Origin of the sequence: Microbacterium sp. MPKO10 (assembly GCF_026107415.2) — a bacterium.
Lineage (GTDB): Bacteria > Actinomycetota > Actinomycetes > Actinomycetales > Microbacteriaceae > Paramicrobacterium.
In genome coordinates, this window is record NZ_JAPCHX010000002.1 from 386824 (window position 1) to 408080 (window position 21257).

Consider the following 21257-nt stretch of genomic DNA (forward strand, 5'->3'; position numbering starts at 1 on the left):
ACATGCAGATGATGGAATTTATCGAGAACGTACCGCTTCTGATCATCGTTGGTGCGATCGGGCTGCCCATCGCTGTCTACGCGATTCTCGGTGTCGGGGAGCGGATGCTTACTCTGCTCCCCGGCCCGTTCGCAAAAAGCCTGCGGCCGTGGTTGTGGCTTCTGATACCGCTCGTGCTGATCGCGCTAATTCTTGTGTATCCGCTCCTGAGCACCGTGGTTACGGCCTTCTTTAGCCCGGATTCGTCAACTTACGTCGGGATGGACAACTTCATCTGGTCTTTCACGGGCGAGATGGTCGGAGTCATCGGGAACAACCTTCTCTGGCTTGTCGTGTTCCCGGTTGTCACGCTAGTTCTCGCCCTGCTGGCGGCTGTGTTTTTTGACAAAGTCAAGTACGAGAAATTGGCGATGACACTGATCATTCTGCCCACCGCGATTTCATTCACCGCGGGAGCAGTGATCTGGACCCACATGTATTCATACCAGCCAGCTGGAGCGACGCAAATTGGCACAGTAAATGCTGTTTTGACCACACTTGTGCCGGGCGCAGAGCCCGTCCCCTGGCTTCAGACACCGTTTATCAACAATCTTGCACTCATCGCGGTTGCGGTGTGGCTCTCGCTCGGTATTGCGACGCTGATTCTCTCCGCCGCGGTTAAGAACGTGGCAGGGGAGCTGCTGGAAGCGGCGAGGCTTGATGGAGCAGGAGAACTTCGTGTCTTCTTTTCTGTCACGCTCCGCAGCATCCTGCCAGCTGTTCTTGTCGTCATTACGACCGAGATCATTGCGGCTCTCAAAGTGTTCGACATCGTCTACGTCATGACAAATGGCAACTTGAACACGGACGTGATCGCCAACCGAATGTACAACGAATTGTTCGCCGCGAACGATCTTGGCCATGCGAGCGCAATCGCAGTCATTCTTTTGATCGCAGCCTTGCCTGTCGTGTTCATTAACGTTTTCCAATTCAGAGCGGAGGCGCAGTCATGACTGTTCGAGCACCGATCGCGACAGCTGAGGTGGTGAACGCCAAAAAGATCCCCACGCATATCCGTCGCTCTCATTGGTCGTGGCGTTGGCTTATCCACGTCGTAGTCGTCGTTTTCATCGTCAGCTGGTTTGTGCCAATCCTCGCGCTGCTGGTCTCGTCGCTCAGAACTCAAGATGATACGGCGAGCTCAGGGTGGTGGATGGCCTTCATCGAGCCTCTGTTTACGATCTACAATTACGAGCTCGCACTGGACGGTGCCGGGGTGGTCGGGAGCCTGACGACGTCGCTGGCGATCGCGGTTCCGACTACAGTTCTGACAACTGTGTTATCGACTATCGGTGCATACGCTTTGACCCGAATGCGCTTTGCTGGGAGGGCTGCGCTTTCGCTGCTGCTCGTCTCTTTGTTGGTGACTCCACCGCAAATCACGCTCGTGCCTCTCCTCAAGGTGTACAACGACATTGGGCTGTCTGGCACTGTTCCAGGGATTTGGGTGTATCAGGTTGGCTTTACTGTACCGTTCGGAATTTTTCTGATCCGTGGGTTCATCTCCAGCATCCCAAACGAACTGTTCGAATCGGCGAGCGTCGATGGGGCGAGTCCACTACGCATGTTTCGGTCAGTTGCAATTCCGTTGTCGATGCCTGTGATGGCGTCACTCGCGATCATGCAGTTTCTTTGGTCGTGGAACGACCTGCTCGTGCCATTGATTTTTCTCGGGGGCTCGCAGCTTCCGAATCCGATTACCGTCGAGCTCGCGGGCATGGCACAGCAGATTTCGCAAGGGCAAGGAACCTTACTGGCAACAACCTTCCTATCGGTGGCGGTGCCGCTCATCCTCGTTATCTCACTCCAGCGCTATTTTGTCCGAGGCGTCCTGGGAGGTGCTGTCAAAGGCTAATCCGCGTGAGTAGGGAACGAAGCGTTGCGTGACAGTCGCACTTTCGTCACTGGGCGAGTTCCCACAATGCGGGCAATGCTAATAGACGAACAGCTGTAGCAAAATTACTGAGCAATACTGGTTACTCAAACGTAATTTATCGCGGGAGTACGTGCGCAGGAATTTGAGTTTATTTGGCGTTGGCACGCGGCGTGGGGACCAAGAGCCTTCAACAGCACTCGGACCTGCCGTTCGCCACAAACACCTGAGGCGGCAGGCTCGCGCCACGGGTTCATATGGCGCAAATGCACGAAATATCCGCGGAATCACGCCATCTTTGCCACCTGAACACGGCGGACCCACAGGATCGGCGGCTGGATTCCACATGGTGGAGGATTTCAGAGCGCCAGCGGAAAAACTATAGAGTTGAACAATGACTTCTCGCGGCTCCGAATCAGACGGTGGAGCCTCGACGCCCGCAGACAACAGCGGAGCAGGCTCTGGCGGGTCTCGCAGTTCCGGCAGCGCACAGGGCGGCGGCCCCGTCTCTGGCGGAGGTAGCGGCTCAGCAGAGGGCGGGGGAGCGGCACGTCGCCTGCGGCCCGGGTTCGTCATCATCGGCATCCTGCTCGTCGCATCAAACCTGCGTGCCTCCATCACCGCCGTCGGACCAGTACTCGACCAAGCGCGCGCCGGCGCAGACCTCTCGGCCATCGAAGCATCCGCACTCATCAGCGTCCCACTTCTCGCCTTTGCCGTCTTCTCGCCGATCATGCCGGCCATCGCCGTGAAGCTCGGCCTTGAACGCACCATCGGAGCCTCGCTCATCGTTCTTGCCGCGGGTATCATCGCGCGGTCGGTTCCGGGCGATGGCTTCCTTTGGGCAGGAACGCTGGCGCTCGGTGCCGCGATCGCCGCCATCAATGTGCTGCTGCCGTCTGTGCTCAAGCGTGACTTCCCACGCGAGATCGGCCGGCTGACGGGCGTCTACTCGGCCGTGCAGTCCGCCTTCGCGGCCGTGGCTGCCGGAATCGCCGTTCCGATCGCTGGACTCTCGGACGACGGGTGGCGGCTGGCATACGGTGTCTGGGCGGGTCTGGCACTCATCTCGTTCGCTGTGTTTGCTCCGCAGATGCGCCGGCCGGGTACGGTAACGCTCGAGATGCGTGCCGTGCAGCTGGCCGACGAGCCGCCACGGGGCCGGTCGCCGTGGAAGCAGGCGCTCGCCTGGCAGGTGACGGTGTTCATGGGCCTGCAGTCGACGATCTTCTACGCGGTGATCACCTGGATGCCCGCGATCGAGCACTCCGCCGGCTTCGACGCGTTCACCGCGGGCTGGCATCAGAGCGCATTCCAGGTATTCGGGATCGTCGGCACACTCACAGCAGCCGGGATGCTGCACAAGTGGCAGCGCGACCAACGCATTGTCGTCACGATCTACTCCGTCTCGTCAGCGCTCGGGATCCTCGGCGTCCTGCTGCACCCCGCGTTCGTGCTGCTGTGGCTCGCCATGATCGGCTTCGCCCAGGGCGGTCTCATTGTGCTGTCGCTCGCGCTCTTCGGCCTGCGCACCAGCAATCACCGCGCGGCGGCCGCGCTCTCCGGAATGGCCCAGTCGATTGGCTACCTGCTCGCGGCGATCGGCCCGATCCTGATCGGTGCGATCCATGACGCGACCGGTGCCTGGGAGCTGCCGCTCACCGTCATGTTGGGCGTCGTCGCCGTGCAGTTCGTCTGCGGTGTGCTGGCGAGCCGTCCGCGTGTGCTGACGTAGCACAACCGGACTCAGCTCCCACGGCGTTCCGTGCGCTTGTCAGCACACGCTGTCGACGTCAGGCGTTCTCGCTCGCTGCCTCGGCAAGAACCTCCGCGATGACGTGGCGGGCGTTGGTCGCGAGTGCCAGGTTCGTTGTTTTGTAATACGGGAGCTGCACGAGGGCCTGCGCCAATGCTCGGGCACGCGCTCGCAGCCAGGTCGCCTCATCGACGCCGCTGGCCTCGCGCAGCGTCGGGCGTATGTCGCGAGGCAGCAGGTTCCACGCAACCTGCAGATCGATCGCGGGATCGCCGACGCCGCACCACGAGAAGTCGATCATGCCGTGCAGCCGGCTCTCACGTAGCAGAAGGTTGCCCGGGGCGATATCGCTGTGCACCCAGGTCAGAACCGCCGCGTCGGGCAGCGTCAGCGCGTCATCCCACACCGCTGTCACAGCATCCGCGTCGATCTCATCGCGCAGGGCGTCGATATCGCGCCGCACGTGGGCATCCCGATCGGCGAGAGTGCGGCCCGTCGCGGGTGCTCCGTCCGTGTCGATCGCGCGCATGGCTCGAGTAACGGCGCCGATGTCGCGTGCAAGAGCGTGCGGATGCTGCAGCTCACCGACACGCGGATTCTCGCCGTCCAACCACGTCATAATGAGCCACGGATACGGGTAACCGCGACCGGGAGCGCCCAGCGCAACCGGCTCAGGGACAGCGACGGGCAGATGCGGAGCGAGCTCGGTCAGCCAGCGATGCTCGTGGGCCGGACGATCGTCCATGCCCGGGCGCCGCGGCAGCCGCACCGCGAGGTCAGCGCCAAGCCGGAACATCGCATTGTCCGTGCCCGATGACGACACGGGGGTGACGGGAAGGCCCTGGAAGCGCGGATGCTGGTCAGCGATGAGCTGCGTCACCTGCGCAGCATCTGGGATCACCTCGTCGTCGTGCGTGCGTGGGATCGCGGTCATGCCTTGACGATACAGAATCCGGATGCTGGTCGGCACCGCGTGGCAGCGTGCACAATTTCGGAAAAGTCGTTGGGGTCGCGCGGGGGATCCGCGTGATTGCGGGGATCGACGCCGACGGCTCTGAAAAGCGAAGCGAGATTTCCGAAATACGTGCGCGGCCCGCCTCAGGAGAGGTGCACGGCCCCCAACGCGAGAGCGGCAATGAGCACCCACGACAGCAGTCCGACAGCGAGAGCACGCCATCCGGTGGTGAGCAGCCGCTTGAGGTCGACAGCGGTGCCGAGGCCGAAGAGCGCCATCGCGAGCAAAATGGTCTGCACGACGTCTGCGCCACTCAGAACCGCTTCGGGAAGCGGAACGAACGAACGCAGCAGGATCGCGACAATGAACCCGGCGACGAACAGCGGCACGATCGGAGGACGCTTCGCATCAGGAGCGGTCTCGGCTCGTCGCCGCTCCAGCGCGCCCGTAATGGCGACGATCGGCGCAAGCATCAGCACACGGGTGAGCTTGACGACGAGCGCGATAGCCAGTGCAGAACCACCGGCGATCTGCGCCGTCGCGACAACCTGCCCCACATCGTGAACTCCAGCACCGACCCAGTGCCCGAACTGCTCATCGGAGAGACCGAGCGGCCCCCACAGGGCAGGAAGAACGAAGATCGCGAGGGTTCCGCAGAGCGTGACAAGCGCCACCGGATGTGCCTGCTCACGGCGCTTCGCACCCACGACGCCCGACATGGCACCGATCGCGCTGGCCCCACAGATCGAGAAGCCGGTCGCCATGAGCAGAGGTTCATGGCCAGGCAGCTTGAAGAGCCGCCCGAGACCGTACGTTCCGGCGAAGGTGATCAGAACGATGGCGATCGTCGTGAGCAGTGTCACCCAGCCGAGTCCGGCCACATCGACAAGGCTCAACTTCAACCCGAGCAGCACGATTCCGGCGCGCATGAGCTTCTTCGACGAGAACGCCAGCCCCGGAGCGAAGACGCCGCGGATGAGCGCCTGCGTTCCCGGAAGCTGGGCGAAGATGATCCCCAGCGCGACGCACGCGGTGAGCAGCGGAATTTCCGGCACCCCAGACGAAATGCCCCACGACACCAGCGCGGCCGCCCCGCACGCGGCGATGCCCGGCAGCATCCGGATGCTGTTTTTCAGCGAACCGCCCATCGAGCTCTTCGTCGTGACTGTATCCACGAGCCTCCTCATCTTTGCCCTACGTCAGGCTACGCCGTTGCGGCACGCGGTCAGATCCAGCTCTGCAGCCAATAGTGCAGGCCGACGAACCAGGTCGGCACAGGCGTCGCCGTCCACATCGGGTACCAGAACGCGGTGAGCAGCATACAGAGGACACCGAACACGCCGACAGCCAGGATGACGCTGGTGCGACGGTCTGGCGGCGAATCGGGTCTGCCGAGCAGCAGCCCGATCACGAGGGTGAGCGCCAGCACCAGGTACGGTTCGAACGCGATCGAGTAGAACTGGAAAACCGTGCGGTTGGTGTACAGCAGCCACGGCAGGTAGCCGCCGGCGAAGCCCATCAGGATGAGCCCCGTCGTCCATTCGCGCTTCAGCACGAGCCGCACCAGAAGATACACGGATGCCGCCGCCCCGGCCCACCAGATCAGCGGGTTCGCGATCGATGTGATGTCGACGACGCAATCGCTGGAGCATCCGCCTGTGCCGGCGGGAACGCCGTCGTACCACATGGCGACGGGCCGCAGCATGAGCAGCCACGTCCACGGGTTCGACTGGTACGGGTGCGGCGTCGAGAGGCTGACGTGGAAGTCGTACATCGACTGGTGGTACGCGACGAGACTCTGCACAGCCAGCGGCATCCACGAGAACGCGCCCGCCCAGGCATTGCCGTCAGCCGCGTACTGCCGGTCGTAGCCGCCGTCGGTGACGAACCAGCCCGTCCAGCTCACGACATAGACGACGAGCGCGACGGGAACGAGCAGCAGGAACGTCGCGGGGCCCTGCTTGAGAATCGCCGCGGACGCCCAGAACGGCACACCGGCGCGGCGGCGGTCGAGAGCATCCACGGCCACCAGATACAGCCCGAACGCCGCCAAGAAGTAGAGCCCCGACCATTTCGTCGCGGTGCAGAGGCCGAAGGCCACTCCAGCGGCGACCACCCAGGGTCTGGCCCAAATCGCCGGGCCCCACGTGAGAGGGCGGCCGGATGCTGTGCGGGCAGCGAGAGCGGAGGCCAGGCGTCTTTCATGCCAGCGCCTGTCGAGCAGCACGCACGCGAACCCGCACAGCGCGAAGAACATGACGTAGGTGTCGAGGAGGGCGACGCGGGACATCACGATCGCGTGACCGTCGATGGCGAGGAGGCCTCCGGCGATCACACCGAGCAGCTTCGACTGGAACAGCTGGCGCGCGATCAGCGTGACCAGAAGCACCGCGAGAATGCCGACGACCGCCGTGGAGATGCGCCAGCCCACACTCGAGTCCGCGCCGAAGATCGCCATGCCGAGGCCGATCAGCCACTTCGCCAGGGGCGGGTGCACGACGTACGAGCCGGTGGTGCTGTACTGGTCGGTCTCTCCGTTGGCGAAAGCGGCGTCGGCGTTCTCAGGCCAGGTCGTGGAGTAGCCGTTGTTCCACTGAGACCAGGCGTCTTTCACATAGAACGTCTCGTCGAAGACGAGCGCGTGCGGAGTGCCGAGGTTCCAGAGACGCAGCACGGCGGCGAGCAGTGTGACGAAAACGGGTCCGCCCCAGCTCCAGAGTCGCTGGCGTGCGGGGGTCGACAGCATCCGGTTCCACCAGAGGTCGATGCGCGAGAGCGTGCCTGTCGCGCTGTCGCTGGGTGTGCTGTGGCGTGGAGTGCTGTGGCTTGGTGTGCTGGGACTTGGTGTGCTGGGAATGGCTGCAGTGGGGGCGGGTGCCGTGGCGCCCAATGTCTCGGGAACGCCACGGGAGCCGTGCACGACGGAATCGAACGAATCGTCGTCTGCGGGAGTCTGGCGGCCTGGCACTCTGCCATGCTAACGAGCGATCGGCTGAGAAGATCGGGCGATGGCAGACTTACAGCATGATCATTCTTGCGGCAACGCCCATCGGCAACCTCGGTGACGCCTCACAACGGCTGATCGAAACACTCGGCAGCGCCGAGTTCGTGGCGGCAGAAGACACCAGGTCAACCGTGCGCCTGCTGGCGGGCCTCGGCATCGAGAACCGACCGCACATCGTGGCGCTGCACGACCACAACGAACGCGAAAAATCGGCTGAGCTGGTGGAACGGGCTCGTGACAGCGACATTGTGGTGATGAGCGACGCCGGAATGCCCACCGTGTCTGATCCCGGCTACCACCTGGTGCAAGCGGCCATCGCCGCCGACGTCGATGTGACCGTGATTCCCGGCCCGAGCGCCGTCGTCACCGCCCTCGCGCTGTCCGGCATGCCCACCGATCGGTTCACATTCGAGGGGTTCCTGCCGCGCAAGCCCGCGGATCGCCGTAAGACGCTGCGCGCGCTCGCCGACGAACGACGCACCATGGTCTTCTTCGAATCACCGCAGCGGATTGCGTCAGCACTCGGCGATGTCGCGTCAGAGCTCGGAGATGAGCGTCGCGTCGCTGTGTGTCGTGAGCTGACGAAGCTGTTCGAACAGGTGAAGCGCGGCACGGCGTCAGATGTCGCCGCCTGGGCGGCGGACGGTGTGAAGGGCGAGATCGTCCTCGTGATTCACGGTGCGGACGCAGCATCCTTCTCGCTTGACGACGGTCTCGCTCGGGTGACGGATCGCGTCGCCGCGGGGGAGAGGCTGAAGGATGCCGCTGCCGCGGTCGCCGCCGAGACGGGGCTCGGCAAGCGCGACCTCTACCAGGCAGCCCTTGACGCGCGATAGCGGGCAGCATGCCGCGGGGTCACCGTGCCTGCACCCCCGAAAAGGGGGTCGCGGGGAGTCTTACGTCTGTGCGCAGAATATACAGTTGCGCTTTCTTGCGATCGAAGGGGACGACCTGTGACTGTTGCACCACCAAGAATCCGTGTTGTCAAAGTGCTCAGTCTGGGTCTTGCAGCGGGCGCGCTGGTTGCCTCTCCGGCACTTGTCAGCGCAGAATCTGCTCAGGCAGCTCCCGAGCGAACAGCATGGACTGCGTCCGGCCCTACTGGCACATTCTCGCTTGACTCGGATGGCACCGCAGCACCCGCGCAGTTCTCATACGACATGGATCCCGCCGGTCAGGAACAACTACGCACCTGGTCGATGATGACAACGGCGACTCAAGACAGCACAGTGACCGCTGAGTACGAGTGGGTGGGGAATCACGCGTGGTGCGACGCTGTAACACTCCTTGACCAGGTGATTGACTCCGGCAGCGATCGCACAACGACATCCATCATCGATGAAGGGCCGAATTGTGCGTCTCAGCCTCCCAACGGAAGCTTCACGTACTCCGGCACCGTGACATTCGATGTTTCTGCCGGAGACAGCTACGGCTTTGAACTGAGCGGCCAGAACAGAGATCTCAACAACTTCTTACGAGGCACGCTGCGGATCGGCATCCCCGAGCTTCCAGAATCGCAGACGATCACGTTCCCCGAGATCGCCGATACGCCTCTTGACGCGGGACCTGTTGATCTGCAGGCGACCGCGAGTTCTGAGCTCCCCGTCAGCTATGCCAGCACAACACCGGCAACATGCTCAGTTGACGAAGGCGCCGTCACCCTGCTCGCGGTGGGTACCTGCAGCATTGAAGCGACACAAGATAGTGCTCCATTCGAGTTCGATCCTGCTCCGGCGCAGACACAGTCGTTTGAGATTCTCCCGGTCACGACGCAGTTCAGCGTGGGTGCGACTGGGCAAGCCACGATCGGGGACAGCATTGCCGGATCGGCAACGGTGATACCCGCATCATCGGGGCAGGTGCAGTTCGCCGTCTACAGCGACGAACTCTGCCAGACGGAGCCGGTGTTCACGTCGACCGCTCCGCTCTCCGACGACGGAACTGCGGAGTCGGATGAGTTCATCCCGGAAGACGCGGGAACCCTGTATTGGCTCATCTCTTACGAAGGTGATGTTCCATCGACATCCGTCGAGTCCGCCTGTGGCGACCTTCAGACTGTCGTGACTGCTGCAGAGAACCCGGCGACACCCGCACCGACAGAATCGGCGACCCCGCCCTCTGCAACGCCAGACAACCCGTCGACGGGCGAACAGGACGCCGTCAACGCCGAGTCGGAGCTCCCGAGAACGGGTGCCGAGGGGGCAGGAACCGCCGCCGCACTAGCGTTCGCCCTGCTGGCCTCCGGGCTTGTGCTGCTGATGACACGAGTTTTCGGCCGGGTGCGTGCGCGTCGACGCTGACGCGACGTCGTGAGTGGAAACGCCCCTGCGGGTGCAGGTTGGGCGGGCAAGACACCGATGCGGTTGCCTGCCCGGCCTCGCTCGGGAGGCGGCTGCCGTTCGTCAGTGTTGCCGACGACGCCCCGACGCGAGCGCCAGCCCGGAGTTTCGCAGCCACAGACCGGACCGACTCGTCGGTACCAGAAAGTGAGAACTGACACCGGCAAACCGTTGCAGAGCGCGCAGCCGCCGGCGATGGACGGCCTCGTAGGCGGCAAAGGCGTACGGCTGGTCGTTCGGATGAGCCGCGAGGGCATCAGAGAGCGTCTTCGCCGCCACGATGGCGGTGCTCGACCCCTCACCCAAAAGTGAGATGCAGTTGGCGGCGTCTCCCAGCAATCCGACCCGGCCACGTGACCACGACGGCATGGCGATACGCGTGACCTCGTCGAAATAGACGTCGTCTGATGCACACCACTCGGCGACAGCCTCGTCGGTCTGCCAACCCTGGCCGGAGTACGCCGACGTGACGAGGTGCTTTCGGGCTTCAGCGCTGTGCCTGTCGTATCGTTCTCTGCTGCGGAAGATGAACGCGGCCAGAGGCTCCCCGCCTGCGGGGTGCACAGACAACGAGATGTTCGGCCGGTTGAACATCACGACCTCAGAGGCATCGCCGCCCTCGAGCGTCGTGCGCATCGTCCCGACAAACATGCCGAACGGCCGAGAGAAATCCCCTTCGGGACCGAACACGAGCCGTCGAACGTTGGAGTGCAGCCCGTCGGCACCGAGAACGATGTCGAAACGTCGACGACGTCCCGAGGCGAACCCGACGTCGACGCCACCAGCATACTGAGCGATGTCGGAAATCGAGTCACCGACGATCAGCTCAGCATCGTTCGTTGCTGCCTTCAGAAGCACCGAGGCAAGCGTCGCCCGGGCAACCTCGACCTCCTTCTGCGGGTCCGGCGTCGTTCGCGTGGCAACCGTCGCTCGACGTCTGCCCTGCGCGTCCACGACCACGAGGGTGTCCACTCCCGTTGCGGACCGCTGAATCTCTGGCCACAGCCCCATCTGGTGAACGATCGACGCCGCCTGTCCGCGCACATCGATGGGATTGCCGCTTGAGCGAATCTGCGCGGCCTTCTCAACGATCGTGACATTCCACCCCGAACGGCTGAGCCAGAACGCTGCTGTGGCACCGGCGATCCCGGCCCCAGAGATCAGGACAGACTTTTGCGTCATGGCTGCAACGGAACCGCGTCGGCGACTTCGGGAGGCCACACCACGGCGAAGCGTTCAAGAATCAGCTCGTCGTCTTCGCTGAACGTTGCTCGGCGGGCCGCGCAGACGCGACTGAAGAAGCGCCAGTGCTCGTGCCGCCACGATTCGAGTGTCCGGTCGTCCTCGCCCTCGTCGTACGCGAACTGTGCGTCCACTGCGGCGAACGGTGCCACTCGCAGCTCGACGATGCGGCGAATCGCCCGGGGGATGCCGCTGCCATCGCACGAGATCCAGTGCGAGCCGATGGCAGGGAACTGGTCACCATCGTTGCGGTACTCGGCGGCGTGCGATGACGTCGCGCGCTTCCGGCCATCCAGAATCAGGGCGAGCAGCTCGTCAGCCATCTCGGCCGAGTCGCCGAACTGCTCAGCCTCGTAGATGTCGAACAGCTGGGCGACGCCAGGATTCGCTACGGCATAGTCGCGCCACATGGCACTCGCAGCATCCGCATCGATGGGAGTCATCGGAGTCGTTTCCACGGCTCCGAGCCTAGCCGCGATGCGGGCAGGCGGCGTATCGTGACGCCATGTCGACTTCGCGCACACGATCGTTCATCGCCGGAGTGCTTGTTGCAAACAGCGCACCGCACCTCGCCACCGCTGTCGCTGGCCGGCAGCACCTCACGCCTCTGGGAGGTCGGCGGTCCGGACCCGGCATCAACGCGATTTGGGGTGTACTGAACCTCGCCGGAGGGCTTGCTCTGCTCGCGAGAGGCCGAAGCAAATCGGATGTTCAGCGACGCGCGGGGTCAGCGCGCTGGACCGACGATCTGCCGAGCTTTGAAACGGGCTACCTGGTGTTCGCCGCCTGGATGGCCATCTCCGAACGCCTCATGAAGACGAACCACGACGAGAGGATGGGGCAGCAGCCCGACTCCCGACGTTCGCGACGGTGACAGGCAGGATGCCGCGGCCGCGGTTGCCGCCTCGGCAAGCGCGACCTCTACCAGGCGGCACTCGACGCGCGGTAGCGTGCGATGGGCTCCGTACGCGACGTGGCCTCTGTGCTGCTCGATACTGTGCGTCGAGGGTGCCGCATGTGCACATAATCGGAAATCTCTGGCGACACGCCGGTTAGACAGCGCTTTCCATCGGCGTGTCGCACGAAATTTCCGAATGTAGGCACGAGTCATACGCAGAGCTCGTTGGTCACCTGCCGAGTCGGGCGAGCTGTTCGTCACTGAGCTCGAGGTCCGCCGCCTTCGCCGAGTCGATGATCGACGACGGTCTGCTGGCTCCCGGAATCGGCACGACGACGTCGGCAAGCGAGAGCTCCCACGCCAGCGCAACCTGCTGCGGGCTCACATCGAGCTCAGCAGCCACATCGCCGAACGCCGTGTGGTCTTCCGCCAAGTCGCCCGCCCGGCGAATACCGCCAAGCGGGCTCCACGGCAGAAATGCCAGCCCCAGCTCGGCACACAGATCAAGCTCCGCGCGGCTGTCGGTGTGCGCGGGTGAAAACTGGTTCTGCACCGAGACGAGATCGTCACCCAGGATGCTGTGAGCCTCACGGATCTGATCGGTGTCGGCATTGGAGATACCCGCATGCACGATCACGCCCTCCTGCACCAGGTCTTTCAGCGCGCCAATCGACTCGGCATACGGAACATCCGGGTCAGGGCGGTGGAACTGGTACAGACCGATCGCGTCGACGCCCAGACGCGCGGCTGACTGTTTAGCAGCATCCGTGAGATAAGTCGGCGTCCCTCTGCGCGCCCAGGGGCCCGGATCTGCGTAAATCAGGCCGCCCTTTGTCGCAACGAGGACGGACGACGAATCACCGCCGTAGCTGGAGAGCGCCTCAGCGATGAGCTCTTCATTGTGGCCCTGGGCATCACCGGGGGAGGTGTAGGCGTCGGCGGTGTCGATGAGGGTGACGCCGGCGTCGAGGGCGGCGTGCACGGTGGCGATCGACGTCGCGCGGTCTTTGCGTCCGGGAATCGACATTGGCATGCCGCCGAGGCCGATCGCGCTGACAGAGAAAGATCCGATGCGTCGTTGTCTCATGGTGCGAGCCTACGCCGCAGCATCCGGTTCTTGACCCTGAGCATGGCACGCGTTGTACTGAGGCTGTGGGGTCGAGCGCTGCTGCCCGGTTGCACCACGGTCGTCCGTGACCGCGCCGAACGCGAGGAGGAAAGCATGTCGACAGTGAGCGATTTCATCATTCAGCGGATCCGTGAGTGGGGAGTGTCGCGCGTCTTCGGGTACCCGGGCGACGGAATCGGCGAATTCGACGGGGCTCTCGGCGCAGCTGAGCGCGACGGCGACGGTCTCGAGTACATTCGCCCGACGCACGAGGAGATCTGCGCGCTCATGGCGACCGCGCATGCCAAGTTCACCGGTGAGGTCGGCGTGTGCGTCTCGACGTCGAGCCCCGGCGCCTTCCACATGATGAACGGTCTCTACGACGCGAAGATGGACAACCAGCCCGTCGTCGCCATCGTCGGCCAGCAGGGGCTGAACTCGCTCGGAACAGGCAGTCAGCAGGAGAGCAATCTCGAGCGTGCACTGGCTGACGTCGCCGAATACGTGCAGACCGTCGTGTCTCCCGAACAGGCGCAAGCGGTCATCGACACCGCATTTCGCACTGCCCGCACCCGGCTCGGGCCGACAGCCGTGATCCTGCCGCACGACGTGCAGGGCATGACGATGCCGGATCTGTCGCCGGAGAGCTGGGTGTCGCGCTCAAGCGCTGTCGCCCCGTCGACGCGCGTGGTGCCGCCTGAGACCGACATCGTGCGAGCCGCTGAGGTGATCAACGCGGGATCGAAAGTGACGTTCCTCGTCGGGCACGGAGCGAACGGCGCGACGGACGAGGTGCTTGAAGCGGCGCGGCTCGCGGGAGCCGGCATCATCACGAGCCTGCGCGGCAAACAGGTCGTCCCTGCCGATGTGCCGCATCACACGCAGCAGCTCGGTCTTCTCGGCTCGCTCGCCAGCTACACGCAGATCAAGAACTGCGACACCCTCGTGCTGCTGGGCACGAACTATCCGTATGGGCAGTTCCTGCCGAAGAGCGGCCAGGCTCGCGCCGTGCAGGTGGATCTCAAACCCGAGCACACCGGCGTGCGGTACCCGACCGAGGTTGCCCTGTGGGGTGATGTGAAAGAGACGCTGACGGCGCTCATTCCGCATCTCAACGAGACGACGGATCTCTCGTGGCAGAACTCCGCCGCCGAGGACATGCGCGACTGGGAACGCGAGATGGACGCTCAGGCGAGTGTCCGATATTCGGATGGCGTCAATCCCCGCGGCGTCTTCCACGAGCTCAACAAGCGTCTGCCGGCCGGGGCGATCGTGACAGCGGATGCTGGGACGACAGCCGACTGGTACGGCCACCACATTCGCCTGCAACGCGGTATGACGGGCGACCTGTCCGGGCGCCTCGCCACAATGCTCGCCGCCATGCCCTATGCGGTGGCGGCGAAGTTCGCACATCCGACGCGACCCGTGATCTGCACGATCGGCGACGGCGCGTTCCAGATGCTCGGCATGAACGAGCTGATCACCGTCAAGAAGTACCTGTCGCGGTGGGAGAATCCGCAGTTGATCATCCTCGTCGTGCACAACGACGACCTCGGGCAGGTGTCGTGGGAGATGCGCACCGAAGACGGCAACCCGCTGTGGCGCACGTCGCAAGATGTTGAGTCTGTCGACTATGCGGGGTGGGCCGAGCTGCTGGGCTTCACCGGCATCCGGGTTCACAGTGATGACGATGTCGCCGGTGCCTGGGACCGCGCGTTCGCGACACGCGGCGTCACGCTCATCGACGCATATGTGAGTCGTAACGTGCCGCCGCTCCCGCCGCACATCACGTTCGAGTTCGCGAAGAACACGGGAGAGGCTCTTCTGAAGAACGACCCGTTCGCGTTCGATGTCATCAAGGACTCCGCCGAGGCGATGGTGACGGAGGGCGTGCAGCGTCTCAAGAACAAATTCCGCTCGGACGACGACGAGGATCGCTAGCCTCACCAGCACGAGCCCAGCTGCCGACGGCACGAGCGTGCGTGTGTGGTGCCTGTGACGATCCGTGTCATGTGGGGCGAACCAGCAGGAGTGTCGCTTTAGGATGGAAGCCATGCGCTCAGGCAATTCCTTTTATGTCACGACCCCCATCTTCTATGTGAACGACGCCCCGCACATCGGGCATGCGTACACCGAGGTCGCGGCCGACGTGCTCGCACGCTGGCACCGGCAGGCGGGGGACGACACCTGGATGCTGACGGGCACAGACGAGCACGGTGAGAAGATCCTGCGCACGGCCACCGCCAACGGCGTCAGCCCGAAGGAATGGGCGGACACGCTCGTCGAGAAGAGCTGGCGTCCGCTCCTCGAGACGATCAACGTTGCCAATGACGACTTCATCCGCACGACCGAAGAGCGGCACGAGAGCGCCGTCCAGAAGTTTCTGCAGAAGCTCTACGACGACGGCTACATCTACGCGGGCGAGTACGAGGGGTACTACTGCGTCGGCTGCGAGGAGTACAAGCAGGAGTCCGACCTCGTCGCGGGTACAGGGCCCTACGAGGGGCAGCAGGTCTGCGCCATCCACTCAAAGCCCGTCGAGCTGCTGCAGGAGCGCAACTACTTCTTCCGCATGAGCGAGTTCGCCGACCGTCTGCTCGCGCTGTACAGTGAGCGGCCCGACTTCGTGCAGCCCGAATCGGCGCGCAACGAGGTCACGCAGTTCGTCAGGCAGGGGCTGAGCGACCTCTCGATCTCACGCTCCAGCTTCGACTGGGGCGTCAAGGTTCCGTGGGACGACACACACGTCGTCTACGTCTGGTTCGACGCCCTGCTGAACTACATCACGGCCATCGGCTACGGCGACGACGCGTCAGACCAGCTCGAGCGCCTCTGGCCCGGCGTCCACATCGTGGGCAAAGACATCCTGCGCTTCCACGCCGTGATCTGGCCGGCCATGCTCATGGCTGCCGGCCTCGAGGTGCCGCACCGCGTGTACGGTCACGGGTGGCTGCTCGTCGGCGGCGAGAAGATGTCGAAGTCGAAGCTCACGGGAATCGCGCCCACCGAGATCACCGACACATTCGGTTCCGACGCCTTCCGCTACTACTTCTCGCGCGCCATCGCGTTCGGCCAGGACGGCTCGTTCAGCTGGGAGGACCTCTCGGCGCGCTACCAGTCCGAGCTCGCCAACGGTTTCGGCAACCTCGCATCGCGCGTTCTGGCGATGGTGACGAAGTACTTCGAGGGCGTCGTGCCCGCAGCATCCGAGTATTCAGACGCCGACCTCCATGTGCAGCAGGTGGTGGCGGATGCTGCCAGCGCAGCTGATGCCGCCATCGAGAAGCTCGCGATCCACGACGCTCTCGCTGAGATCTGGACGATCGTCGACCAGCTGAACGGGTACATCACCGAACAGCAGCCCTGGGTGCTCGCCAAGGACGAGAGCACACGTGACCGCCTCGCTACCGTGCTGTACACGGTGACCGAGGGGCTGCGCGCGCTCGCCGTGCTGCTGGCCCCGGTTACGCCGATCGCAACGGCTAAGCTGTGGGCGGCGCTCGGTGTCACCGATGCGCTCGGCGCGCTGGAGGATCAGCCGCTCCGGGACGCGGGACGCTGGGGGCAGCTGCCCGCCGGCACGACGGTGGGTCGTCTCGAAGCGCTCTTCCCGCGCATCGAGACGACAACGGATTGAGGACACAACGCGAAAACGCGAAGCGACGAACGGAGCAGTGATGAGTGGGCGCTCGGCGAAGAAGCACCGTGACCGGAGCTACCCGCCCGTTCCCGAGGAACTCGTCGTTCCCGTCTACGACAATCACACCCACATCGACCCGTCGATCATCGACGACTTCCCGGTCGACGGCGACTCCCTGAGTCCGGCGGAGCAGCTCGATCGGGCCTCAGCTGCTGGCGTGCGCGGCATCGTTCAGGTGGGCACCGACGTTGCGTCGTCGCAGTGGTCTGCGGATGCAGCATCCACCGAACCCCGGATGCTGGCGGCCGTCGCCATCCATCCGAACGAAGCCCCGGTGCTCGATGCCGCGGGTACGCTCGACGACGGACTCGCGCAGATCGCGGAGCTCGCGCGACGCCCGCGGGTGCGCTGCATCGGTGAGACGGGACTCGACTACTACCGCACAGAGGAGGACGGCCGGGGCGCGCAGATCCGCTCGTTCGAGGCGCACATTGAGATCGCCAAGCAGAACGATCTCGCGCTGCAGATCCACGACCGTGACGCGCACGATGATGTCGTCTCCACGCTCAAGCGAGTGGGGGCGCCGGAGCGCACCGTGTTTCACTGCTTCTCGGGAGATACCGAGCTTGCCGAGATCTGCACCGAGAACGGCTGGTACATGTCGTTCGCCGGAACCGCGACGTTCAAAAACGCGAAGAACCTTCGTCGTGCCCTCGACGTCGCGCCGCGTGCGCTCGTGCTGGTCGAGACTGACGCGCCGTTCCTCACCCCGATGCCGTACCGCGGGCGGCCCAACGCCTCGTATCTGCTGCCCCACACCGTGCGCTTCATCGCCGACCACCTGGACACCGATGTGACGATGCTGGCGGCGCAGATCCTCTCGAACACCGAGTACGTGTACGGGCGGTGGGACACCGACCCGGTCGTCGCACCCGGGGATCCCTACGCACCGGGCCCGCAATGAGCGACGTGATGCTTCTCGGTCCTGCTGAGATCCGCGACCTCGCGCAGCTGCTCGGCGTGCAGCCAACCAAGAAGCTCGGTCAGAACTTCGTCGTCGACGCCAACACGGTGCGCAAGATCGTCGCGTCGGCTCACGTGAAGACGGGCGATCGTGTGATCGAGGTGGGGCCCGGCCTCGGCTCGCTCACTCTCGGGCTGCTTGAAGTCGGGGCCGATGTCCTCGCGATCGAGATCGACAAGCGCCTCGCCGAGCAGCTGCCGCGGACCGTCGCGGAGATGGCTCCGGGCGTTGCCCTCGGTGACGGTGCGCCCGACTCGGTATCCGGTGATGTGACCGCTGTGGCATCTGACCCGGTTTCCGACGGTGTGCCTACTGAGGCGTCCAGGCTGGTTTCCGGTGCCGCGGCCGACGCCGAGCCTAGTGGTGTGTCTGGTGGTGCGGCCGGCGCCGAGTCTGGTGGTGTGTCTGGTGGTGTGGTCGATACCGAGCCTGCGGCACGCAGCGAGGCGTCAGCGGGCGCTGCTCTGACGGTGCTGGCCGCAGACGCCATGCGGGTGCGCGACCTCTCCGGCAATCCGACACGGTTGGTCGCCAACCTGCCCTACAACGTCTCCGTCCCCGTGCTGCTGCATCTCATGCAGACAGTGCCGAGCCTTTCCGCCGGAGTCGTGATGGTGCAGGCCGAGGTGGGCTACCGTCTGGCTGCCGACCCCGGCTCGAAGGTCTACGGCAGCCCCAGCGTGAAGGCGGCTTGGTACGGATCGTGGCGCACCGCGGGTACCGTGAGCAGGCAGGTGTTCTGGCCGGTGCCGAACGTTGACAGCGTGCTCGTGGAGTTCGCGCGGCACGACGAACCGTTCGGCACGGAGGCCGAGCGCGAGAGAACCTTCGCCCTCGTGGATGCTGCGTTCGCGCAGCGCCGCAAGATGCTGCGGCAGTCGTTGGGCTCCGTTCTGGGCAGCTCGGCTGACGCATCCGAGGTCCTAGAGCGCGCTGGCGTGGCCCCGACGGGCCGTGGCGAGACGCTCACTGTTCACGACTTCCTGCGGATCGCCCGCGCTGCGTTGTAATTTCTGAGGGTCGCCCGCACTGTGTGGTGAAGATTTGTAGGTCGCCCGCGCTGCGTGATGACGTGCGGGGGCTTGGGCTACGTGACGTTCCTTGCGGGTGCATGCGCTGGGTGGCCTTCTCCGCGAGGGCTCGGGCTGCGTGACGTTTTCTGCGAGGGCTCGGGCTGCGTGACGTTTTCTGCGAGGGCTCGGGCTGCGTGACGTTTTCTGCGAGGGCTCGGGCTGTTCTTGATTGCCGAGGGGTGCCTGCACTGCGTCGTCGTTCGTGCCAGTCGCCCCGCACAAAGTCTCGCTCTGTACACGCGGCGCAGCGAGCGCATCTGGTTCCTTCATTCGGAGATTTGCGGCGACACGCCGTTGAATACACGCGACACGCCGGTTTTGCACGAAAAATTCCGAATTTAGTGCACGCTCGAGTGCTCGCCAGAACGTGATTGAGTGACGTCGGCCCAAGCGGGCGCCGTGTATAGCTGCGACTGTGCCGAGCCACGTCCGCTTCGCCGAGTCTCATCGGAGCAAGCTTTCGTGAGTAGGGCCTGCGTGGAAGCGGGCAGAGGAAGCTCAGCGGGACGAAAGTGGCAGCAGAACATTGAACAGATACCTGCCGGACGGATGCTGGACGAGCGGGCCCGCACCCGGCACACTAGTGGCATGGGGCAGACAGCAGCGCACAGTGACAGCGTCGGAAACGCGGCGCTCGAGCGTGCCACAGGTAAGACCAGAGACGAGTGGAACGCGATTCTCGCCGATGCGGGAGCCCAAGACTGGGACCACCCGACCATCGCCACATGGCTCGTCGAGCAGCACGGCGTTGACGGCTGGTGGGCTCAGGGCATCACCGTCGGCTTCGAGCAGCACATTGGGCGCCGCCAGCCGGGGCAGCGGGCCGATGGCACATTCGAGGCGAACGTCAGCCGCACACTGCCTGTCTCGCGTGACGCCGCGCTGACTGCCATCGTCGACACCGTGACCGAGGCGGCAGGCTGTGAACCAGCATCCGTCAACTCGACGGCAAAGAACGCGAGCGCGCGCTGGAAGCTTCCCGACGGCCGCACCGTCGTCGCGGGCGTCTACCCGTCAGGTGTGAAGACCCGTGTCGCGCTCACCATGCCGAAGCTGGCCTCGGCTGACGAGCTCGCCGACGCGAAAGAGCTGATGCGCGGGTGGCTCCCCGCCGCGGGTGACGTCTCCGGGTAACGCCGCTCCGGGTAAGGCCGCTCCCGGCGCAGTGGGGCAGGTGCCCGGTGGTGCGGCGTGATGACCCCAACCGGGGCAGCATTGTGTCGAAGCGAATGCCGGGCGGCGAGCCACGACGGAGCGTTGAGCGGTGTCGTGGTGGTGCGGTTGTCTGGCTGCTGCGACGACGGCAAAACGAGGTGCCTCGCTGAAAAGCGAAATATGCGCGTCACGCTGGCTCCACTAGGTTGGAGGTATGAGCGATCTGCACGGCGTCCCGCACGTTCACGTTCGCGCCCCGGGCAAGATCAACGTTTACATGAACGTTGGTCGCCGCCGCTCGGACGGCTATCACGACGTCGCCACCGCGTACCAGGCGGTTTCGCTGTTCGAAGACGTTCGGGCGTTCCCCTCTGACACGTTCTCTGTTGCGTTCAACGGCCCGATCGACACGCGTGGCCTGCCGACCGACCGCTCGAATCTTGCGATCAAGGCTGCCCGGATGCTGGCGAAGAAGACCGGCATCACCAGCGGTGTTCACCTGCAGATCGAGAAGAACGTTCCAATTTCGGGCGGAATGGGCGGCGGGTCGGCAGATGCTGCGGCCACACTGCTCGCGTGCGATCACCTGTGGCAGACCGACATCGGCCGCGACGAACTGGTGAAGCTCGCGGCGAAGCTCGGTGCTGACGTTCCGTTCTCGCTCGTGGGCGGTACAGCGATCGGAACCGGTCGCGGCGACAGCCTCAGTCCGGCACTGGCCAAAGGGACGTTCCACTGGGTTCTTGCTCTCGCCGACGAGGGGATGTCGACGCCCGAGGTTTACGGTGAGCTCGACGCACATCGAGCCAAGCATGCCGCTGACATCGCGCCGATCGACGAGACCCCGTCCGTGGACACCGGCGTTTTGCAGGCGATTCGTGCGGGCGACGCGCAACTGCTTGCCGACGTGCTGCACAATGACCTGCAAGTAGCGGCGCTTCACCTGCGACCCGAGCTGACGCGGACACTTGAGGTGGGAGACGACAACGGTGCGCTCGCCGGCATCGTCTCGGGCTCGGGGCCGACAATCGCGCTGCTCGCCTCCAGCGCTGAGGCGGCCATCGATCTGCAGGTGAGCCTTGCGGCATCTGGACTCGCCGTCAAACACGTCACGGGGCCCGTCGCGGGTGCCCGGGTGATGGAGGCGTGAC

The 21257-nt window shown here is 64.5% G+C and carries 18 protein-coding genes; 12 read left to right on the forward strand and 6 right to left on the reverse strand.

The window, feature by feature from the left end; translation table 11 throughout:
- Positions 1 to 2 precede the first annotated feature (2 nt).
- The 3 genes from OK352_RS06370 to OK352_RS06380 all read left to right on the forward strand — a co-directional run bounded on the left by OK352_RS06370 (position 3) and on the right by OK352_RS06380 (position 3647).
- Entirely contained in the window at positions 3 to 992 is a 990-nt protein-coding gene (locus OK352_RS06370) for a carbohydrate ABC transporter permease (protein ID WP_265140609.1), read from the forward strand.
- Complete coding sequence (locus OK352_RS06375) at positions 989 to 1894, forward strand: carbohydrate ABC transporter permease (protein WP_265140610.1); 906 nt, start codon at positions 989 to 991, stop codon at positions 1892 to 1894. Before OK352_RS06370 ends, OK352_RS06375 begins: the two co-directional genes overlap by 4 nt.
- Before the next feature lie 412 nt (positions 1895 to 2306).
- Positions 2307 to 3647, forward strand: coding sequence for a CynX/NimT family MFS transporter (locus tag OK352_RS06380; RefSeq protein WP_265140612.1), 1341 nt, complete (start codon positions 2307 to 2309; stop codon positions 3645 to 3647).
- A gap of 58 nt (positions 3648 to 3705) precedes the next feature.
- Here the strand turns inward: OK352_RS06380 and OK352_RS06385 are convergent, their stop codons facing one another.
- From OK352_RS06385 to OK352_RS06395, 3 genes are all read right to left on the reverse strand, one after another.
- Complete coding sequence (locus OK352_RS06385) at positions 3706 to 4602, reverse strand: aminoglycoside phosphotransferase family protein (RefSeq protein ID WP_265140613.1); 897 nt, start codon at positions 4600 to 4602, stop codon at positions 3706 to 3708.
- A gap of 164 nt (positions 4603 to 4766) precedes the next feature.
- On the reverse strand, positions 4767 to 5771 hold the full coding sequence (locus OK352_RS06390) for a YeiH family protein (protein WP_265140839.1): 1005 nt from the start codon (positions 5769 to 5771) through the stop codon (positions 4767 to 4769).
- A gap of 77 nt (positions 5772 to 5848) precedes the next feature.
- Positions 5849 to 7591 carry a dolichyl-phosphate-mannose--protein mannosyltransferase gene (locus OK352_RS06395; RefSeq protein WP_265140614.1) on the reverse strand — a complete coding sequence of 581 codons (1743 nt, stop codon included), beginning with the start codon at positions 7589 to 7591 and terminating at the stop codon, positions 5849 to 5851.
- 56 nt (positions 7592 to 7647) lie between these two features.
- On the opposite strand from OK352_RS06395, the gene rsmI reads away from it, so the two are divergent.
- The gene (rsmI, locus tag OK352_RS06400; protein WP_265140615.1) at positions 7648 to 8463 is read left to right on the forward strand and encodes a 16S rRNA (cytidine(1402)-2'-O)-methyltransferase; all 816 of its coding nucleotides are present in this window, start codon (positions 7648 to 7650) and stop codon (positions 8461 to 8463) included.
- Positions 8464 to 8580: 117 nt separating this feature from the next.
- On the forward strand, positions 8581 to 9927 hold the full coding sequence (locus OK352_RS06405; protein WP_265140616.1) for a hypothetical protein: 1347 nt from the start codon (positions 8581 to 8583) through the stop codon (positions 9925 to 9927).
- 102 nt (positions 9928 to 10029) lie between these two features.
- On the opposite strand, the gene OK352_RS06410 is transcribed toward OK352_RS06405, so the two are convergent.
- Both OK352_RS06410 and OK352_RS06415 read right to left on the reverse strand, forming a co-directional pair.
- The gene (locus tag OK352_RS06410; RefSeq protein ID WP_265140617.1) at positions 10030 to 11148 is read right to left on the reverse strand and encodes an FAD-dependent oxidoreductase; all 1119 of its coding nucleotides are present in this window, start codon (positions 11146 to 11148) and stop codon (positions 10030 to 10032) included.
- Entirely contained in the window at positions 11145 to 11666 is a 522-nt protein-coding gene (locus tag OK352_RS06415) for an ASCH domain-containing protein (RefSeq protein WP_265140618.1), read from the reverse strand. The genes OK352_RS06410 and OK352_RS06415 overlap by 4 nt, the downstream gene beginning before the upstream one ends.
- A 47-nt stretch (positions 11667 to 11713) precedes the next feature.
- Between OK352_RS06415 and OK352_RS06420 the strand changes: the two genes are divergently transcribed.
- Entirely contained in the window at positions 11714 to 12082 is a 369-nt protein-coding gene (locus tag OK352_RS06420) for a hypothetical protein (protein WP_265140619.1), read from the forward strand.
- 253 nt (positions 12083 to 12335) lie between these two features.
- On the opposite strand, the gene OK352_RS06425 is transcribed toward OK352_RS06420, so the two are convergent.
- Positions 12336 to 13193 carry an aldo/keto reductase gene (locus OK352_RS06425; RefSeq protein ID WP_265140620.1) on the reverse strand — a complete coding sequence of 286 codons (858 nt, stop codon included), beginning with the start codon at positions 13191 to 13193 and terminating at the stop codon, positions 12336 to 12338.
- Between the two features lie 135 nt (positions 13194 to 13328).
- On the opposite strand from OK352_RS06425, the gene OK352_RS06430 reads away from it, so the two are divergent.
- The 6 genes from OK352_RS06430 to OK352_RS06455 all read left to right on the forward strand — a co-directional run bounded on the left by OK352_RS06430 (position 13329) and on the right by OK352_RS06455 (position 21256).
- Positions 13329 to 15155 carry a thiamine pyrophosphate-requiring protein gene (locus OK352_RS06430; RefSeq protein ID WP_265140621.1) on the forward strand — a complete coding sequence of 609 codons (1827 nt, stop codon included), beginning with the start codon at positions 13329 to 13331 and terminating at the stop codon, positions 15153 to 15155.
- A 112-nt stretch (positions 15156 to 15267) separates the two neighbouring features.
- A complete protein-coding gene (metG, locus tag OK352_RS06435) occupies positions 15268 to 16851 on the forward strand; it encodes a methionine--tRNA ligase (protein ID WP_265140622.1) in 1584 nt (527 codons plus the stop codon).
- Between the two features lie 40 nt (positions 16852 to 16891).
- The gene (locus OK352_RS06440; protein WP_265140623.1) at positions 16892 to 17818 is read left to right on the forward strand and encodes a TatD family hydrolase; all 927 of its coding nucleotides are present in this window, start codon (positions 16892 to 16894) and stop codon (positions 17816 to 17818) included.
- A gap of 8 nt (positions 17819 to 17826) precedes the next feature.
- Entirely contained in the window at positions 17827 to 18888 is a 1062-nt protein-coding gene (locus tag OK352_RS06445) for a ribosomal RNA small subunit methyltransferase A (RefSeq protein WP_372338083.1), read from the forward strand.
- Between the two features lie 651 nt (positions 18889 to 19539).
- Entirely contained in the window at positions 19540 to 20085 is a 546-nt protein-coding gene (locus OK352_RS06450; RefSeq protein WP_265140625.1) for a hypothetical protein, read from the forward strand.
- 235 nt (positions 20086 to 20320) lie between these two features.
- Entirely contained in the window at positions 20321 to 21256 is a 936-nt protein-coding gene (locus OK352_RS06455; RefSeq protein WP_265140626.1) for a 4-(cytidine 5'-diphospho)-2-C-methyl-D-erythritol kinase, read from the forward strand.
- Position 21257 lies beyond the last annotated feature (1 nt).

Coding starts and splice junctions, on each gene's coding strand:
- OK352_RS06370 (WP_265140609.1), top strand. CDS start 3: ATGCAGATGATGGAATTTATCGAGAACGTACCGCTTCTGATCATCGTT.
- OK352_RS06375 (WP_265140610.1), top strand. CDS start 989: ATGACTGTTCGAGCACCGATCGCGACAGCTGAGGTGGTGAACGCCAAA.
- OK352_RS06380 (WP_265140612.1), top strand. CDS start 2,307: ATGACTTCTCGCGGCTCCGAATCAGACGGTGGAGCCTCGACGCCCGCA.
- OK352_RS06385 (WP_265140613.1), bottom strand. CDS start 4,602: ATGACCGCGATCCCACGCACGCACGACGACGAGGTGATCCCAGATGCT.
- OK352_RS06390 (WP_265140839.1), bottom strand. CDS start 5,771: ATGGGCGGTTCGCTGAAAAACAGCATCCGGATGCTGCCGGGCATCGCC.
- rsmI (WP_265140615.1), top strand. CDS start 7,648: ATGATCATTCTTGCGGCAACGCCCATCGGCAACCTCGGTGACGCCTCA.
- OK352_RS06410 (WP_265140617.1), bottom strand. CDS start 11,148: ATGACGCAAAAGTCTGTCCTGATCTCTGGGGCCGGGATCGCCGGTGCC.
- OK352_RS06420 (WP_265140619.1), top strand. CDS start 11,714: ATGTCGACTTCGCGCACACGATCGTTCATCGCCGGAGTGCTTGTTGCA.
- OK352_RS06425 (WP_265140620.1), bottom strand. CDS start 13,193: ATGAGACAACGACGCATCGGATCTTTCTCTGTCAGCGCGATCGGCCTC.
- OK352_RS06430 (WP_265140621.1), top strand. CDS start 13,329: ATGTCGACAGTGAGCGATTTCATCATTCAGCGGATCCGTGAGTGGGGA.
- metG (WP_265140622.1), top strand. CDS start 15,268: ATGCGCTCAGGCAATTCCTTTTATGTCACGACCCCCATCTTCTATGTG.
- OK352_RS06440 (WP_265140623.1), top strand. CDS start 16,892: ATGAGTGGGCGCTCGGCGAAGAAGCACCGTGACCGGAGCTACCCGCCC.
- OK352_RS06445 (WP_372338083.1), top strand. CDS start 17,827: ATGCTTCTCGGTCCTGCTGAGATCCGCGACCTCGCGCAGCTGCTCGGC.
- OK352_RS06450 (WP_265140625.1), top strand. CDS start 19,540: ATGGGGCAGACAGCAGCGCACAGTGACAGCGTCGGAAACGCGGCGCTC.
- OK352_RS06455 (WP_265140626.1), top strand. CDS start 20,321: ATGAGCGATCTGCACGGCGTCCCGCACGTTCACGTTCGCGCCCCGGGC.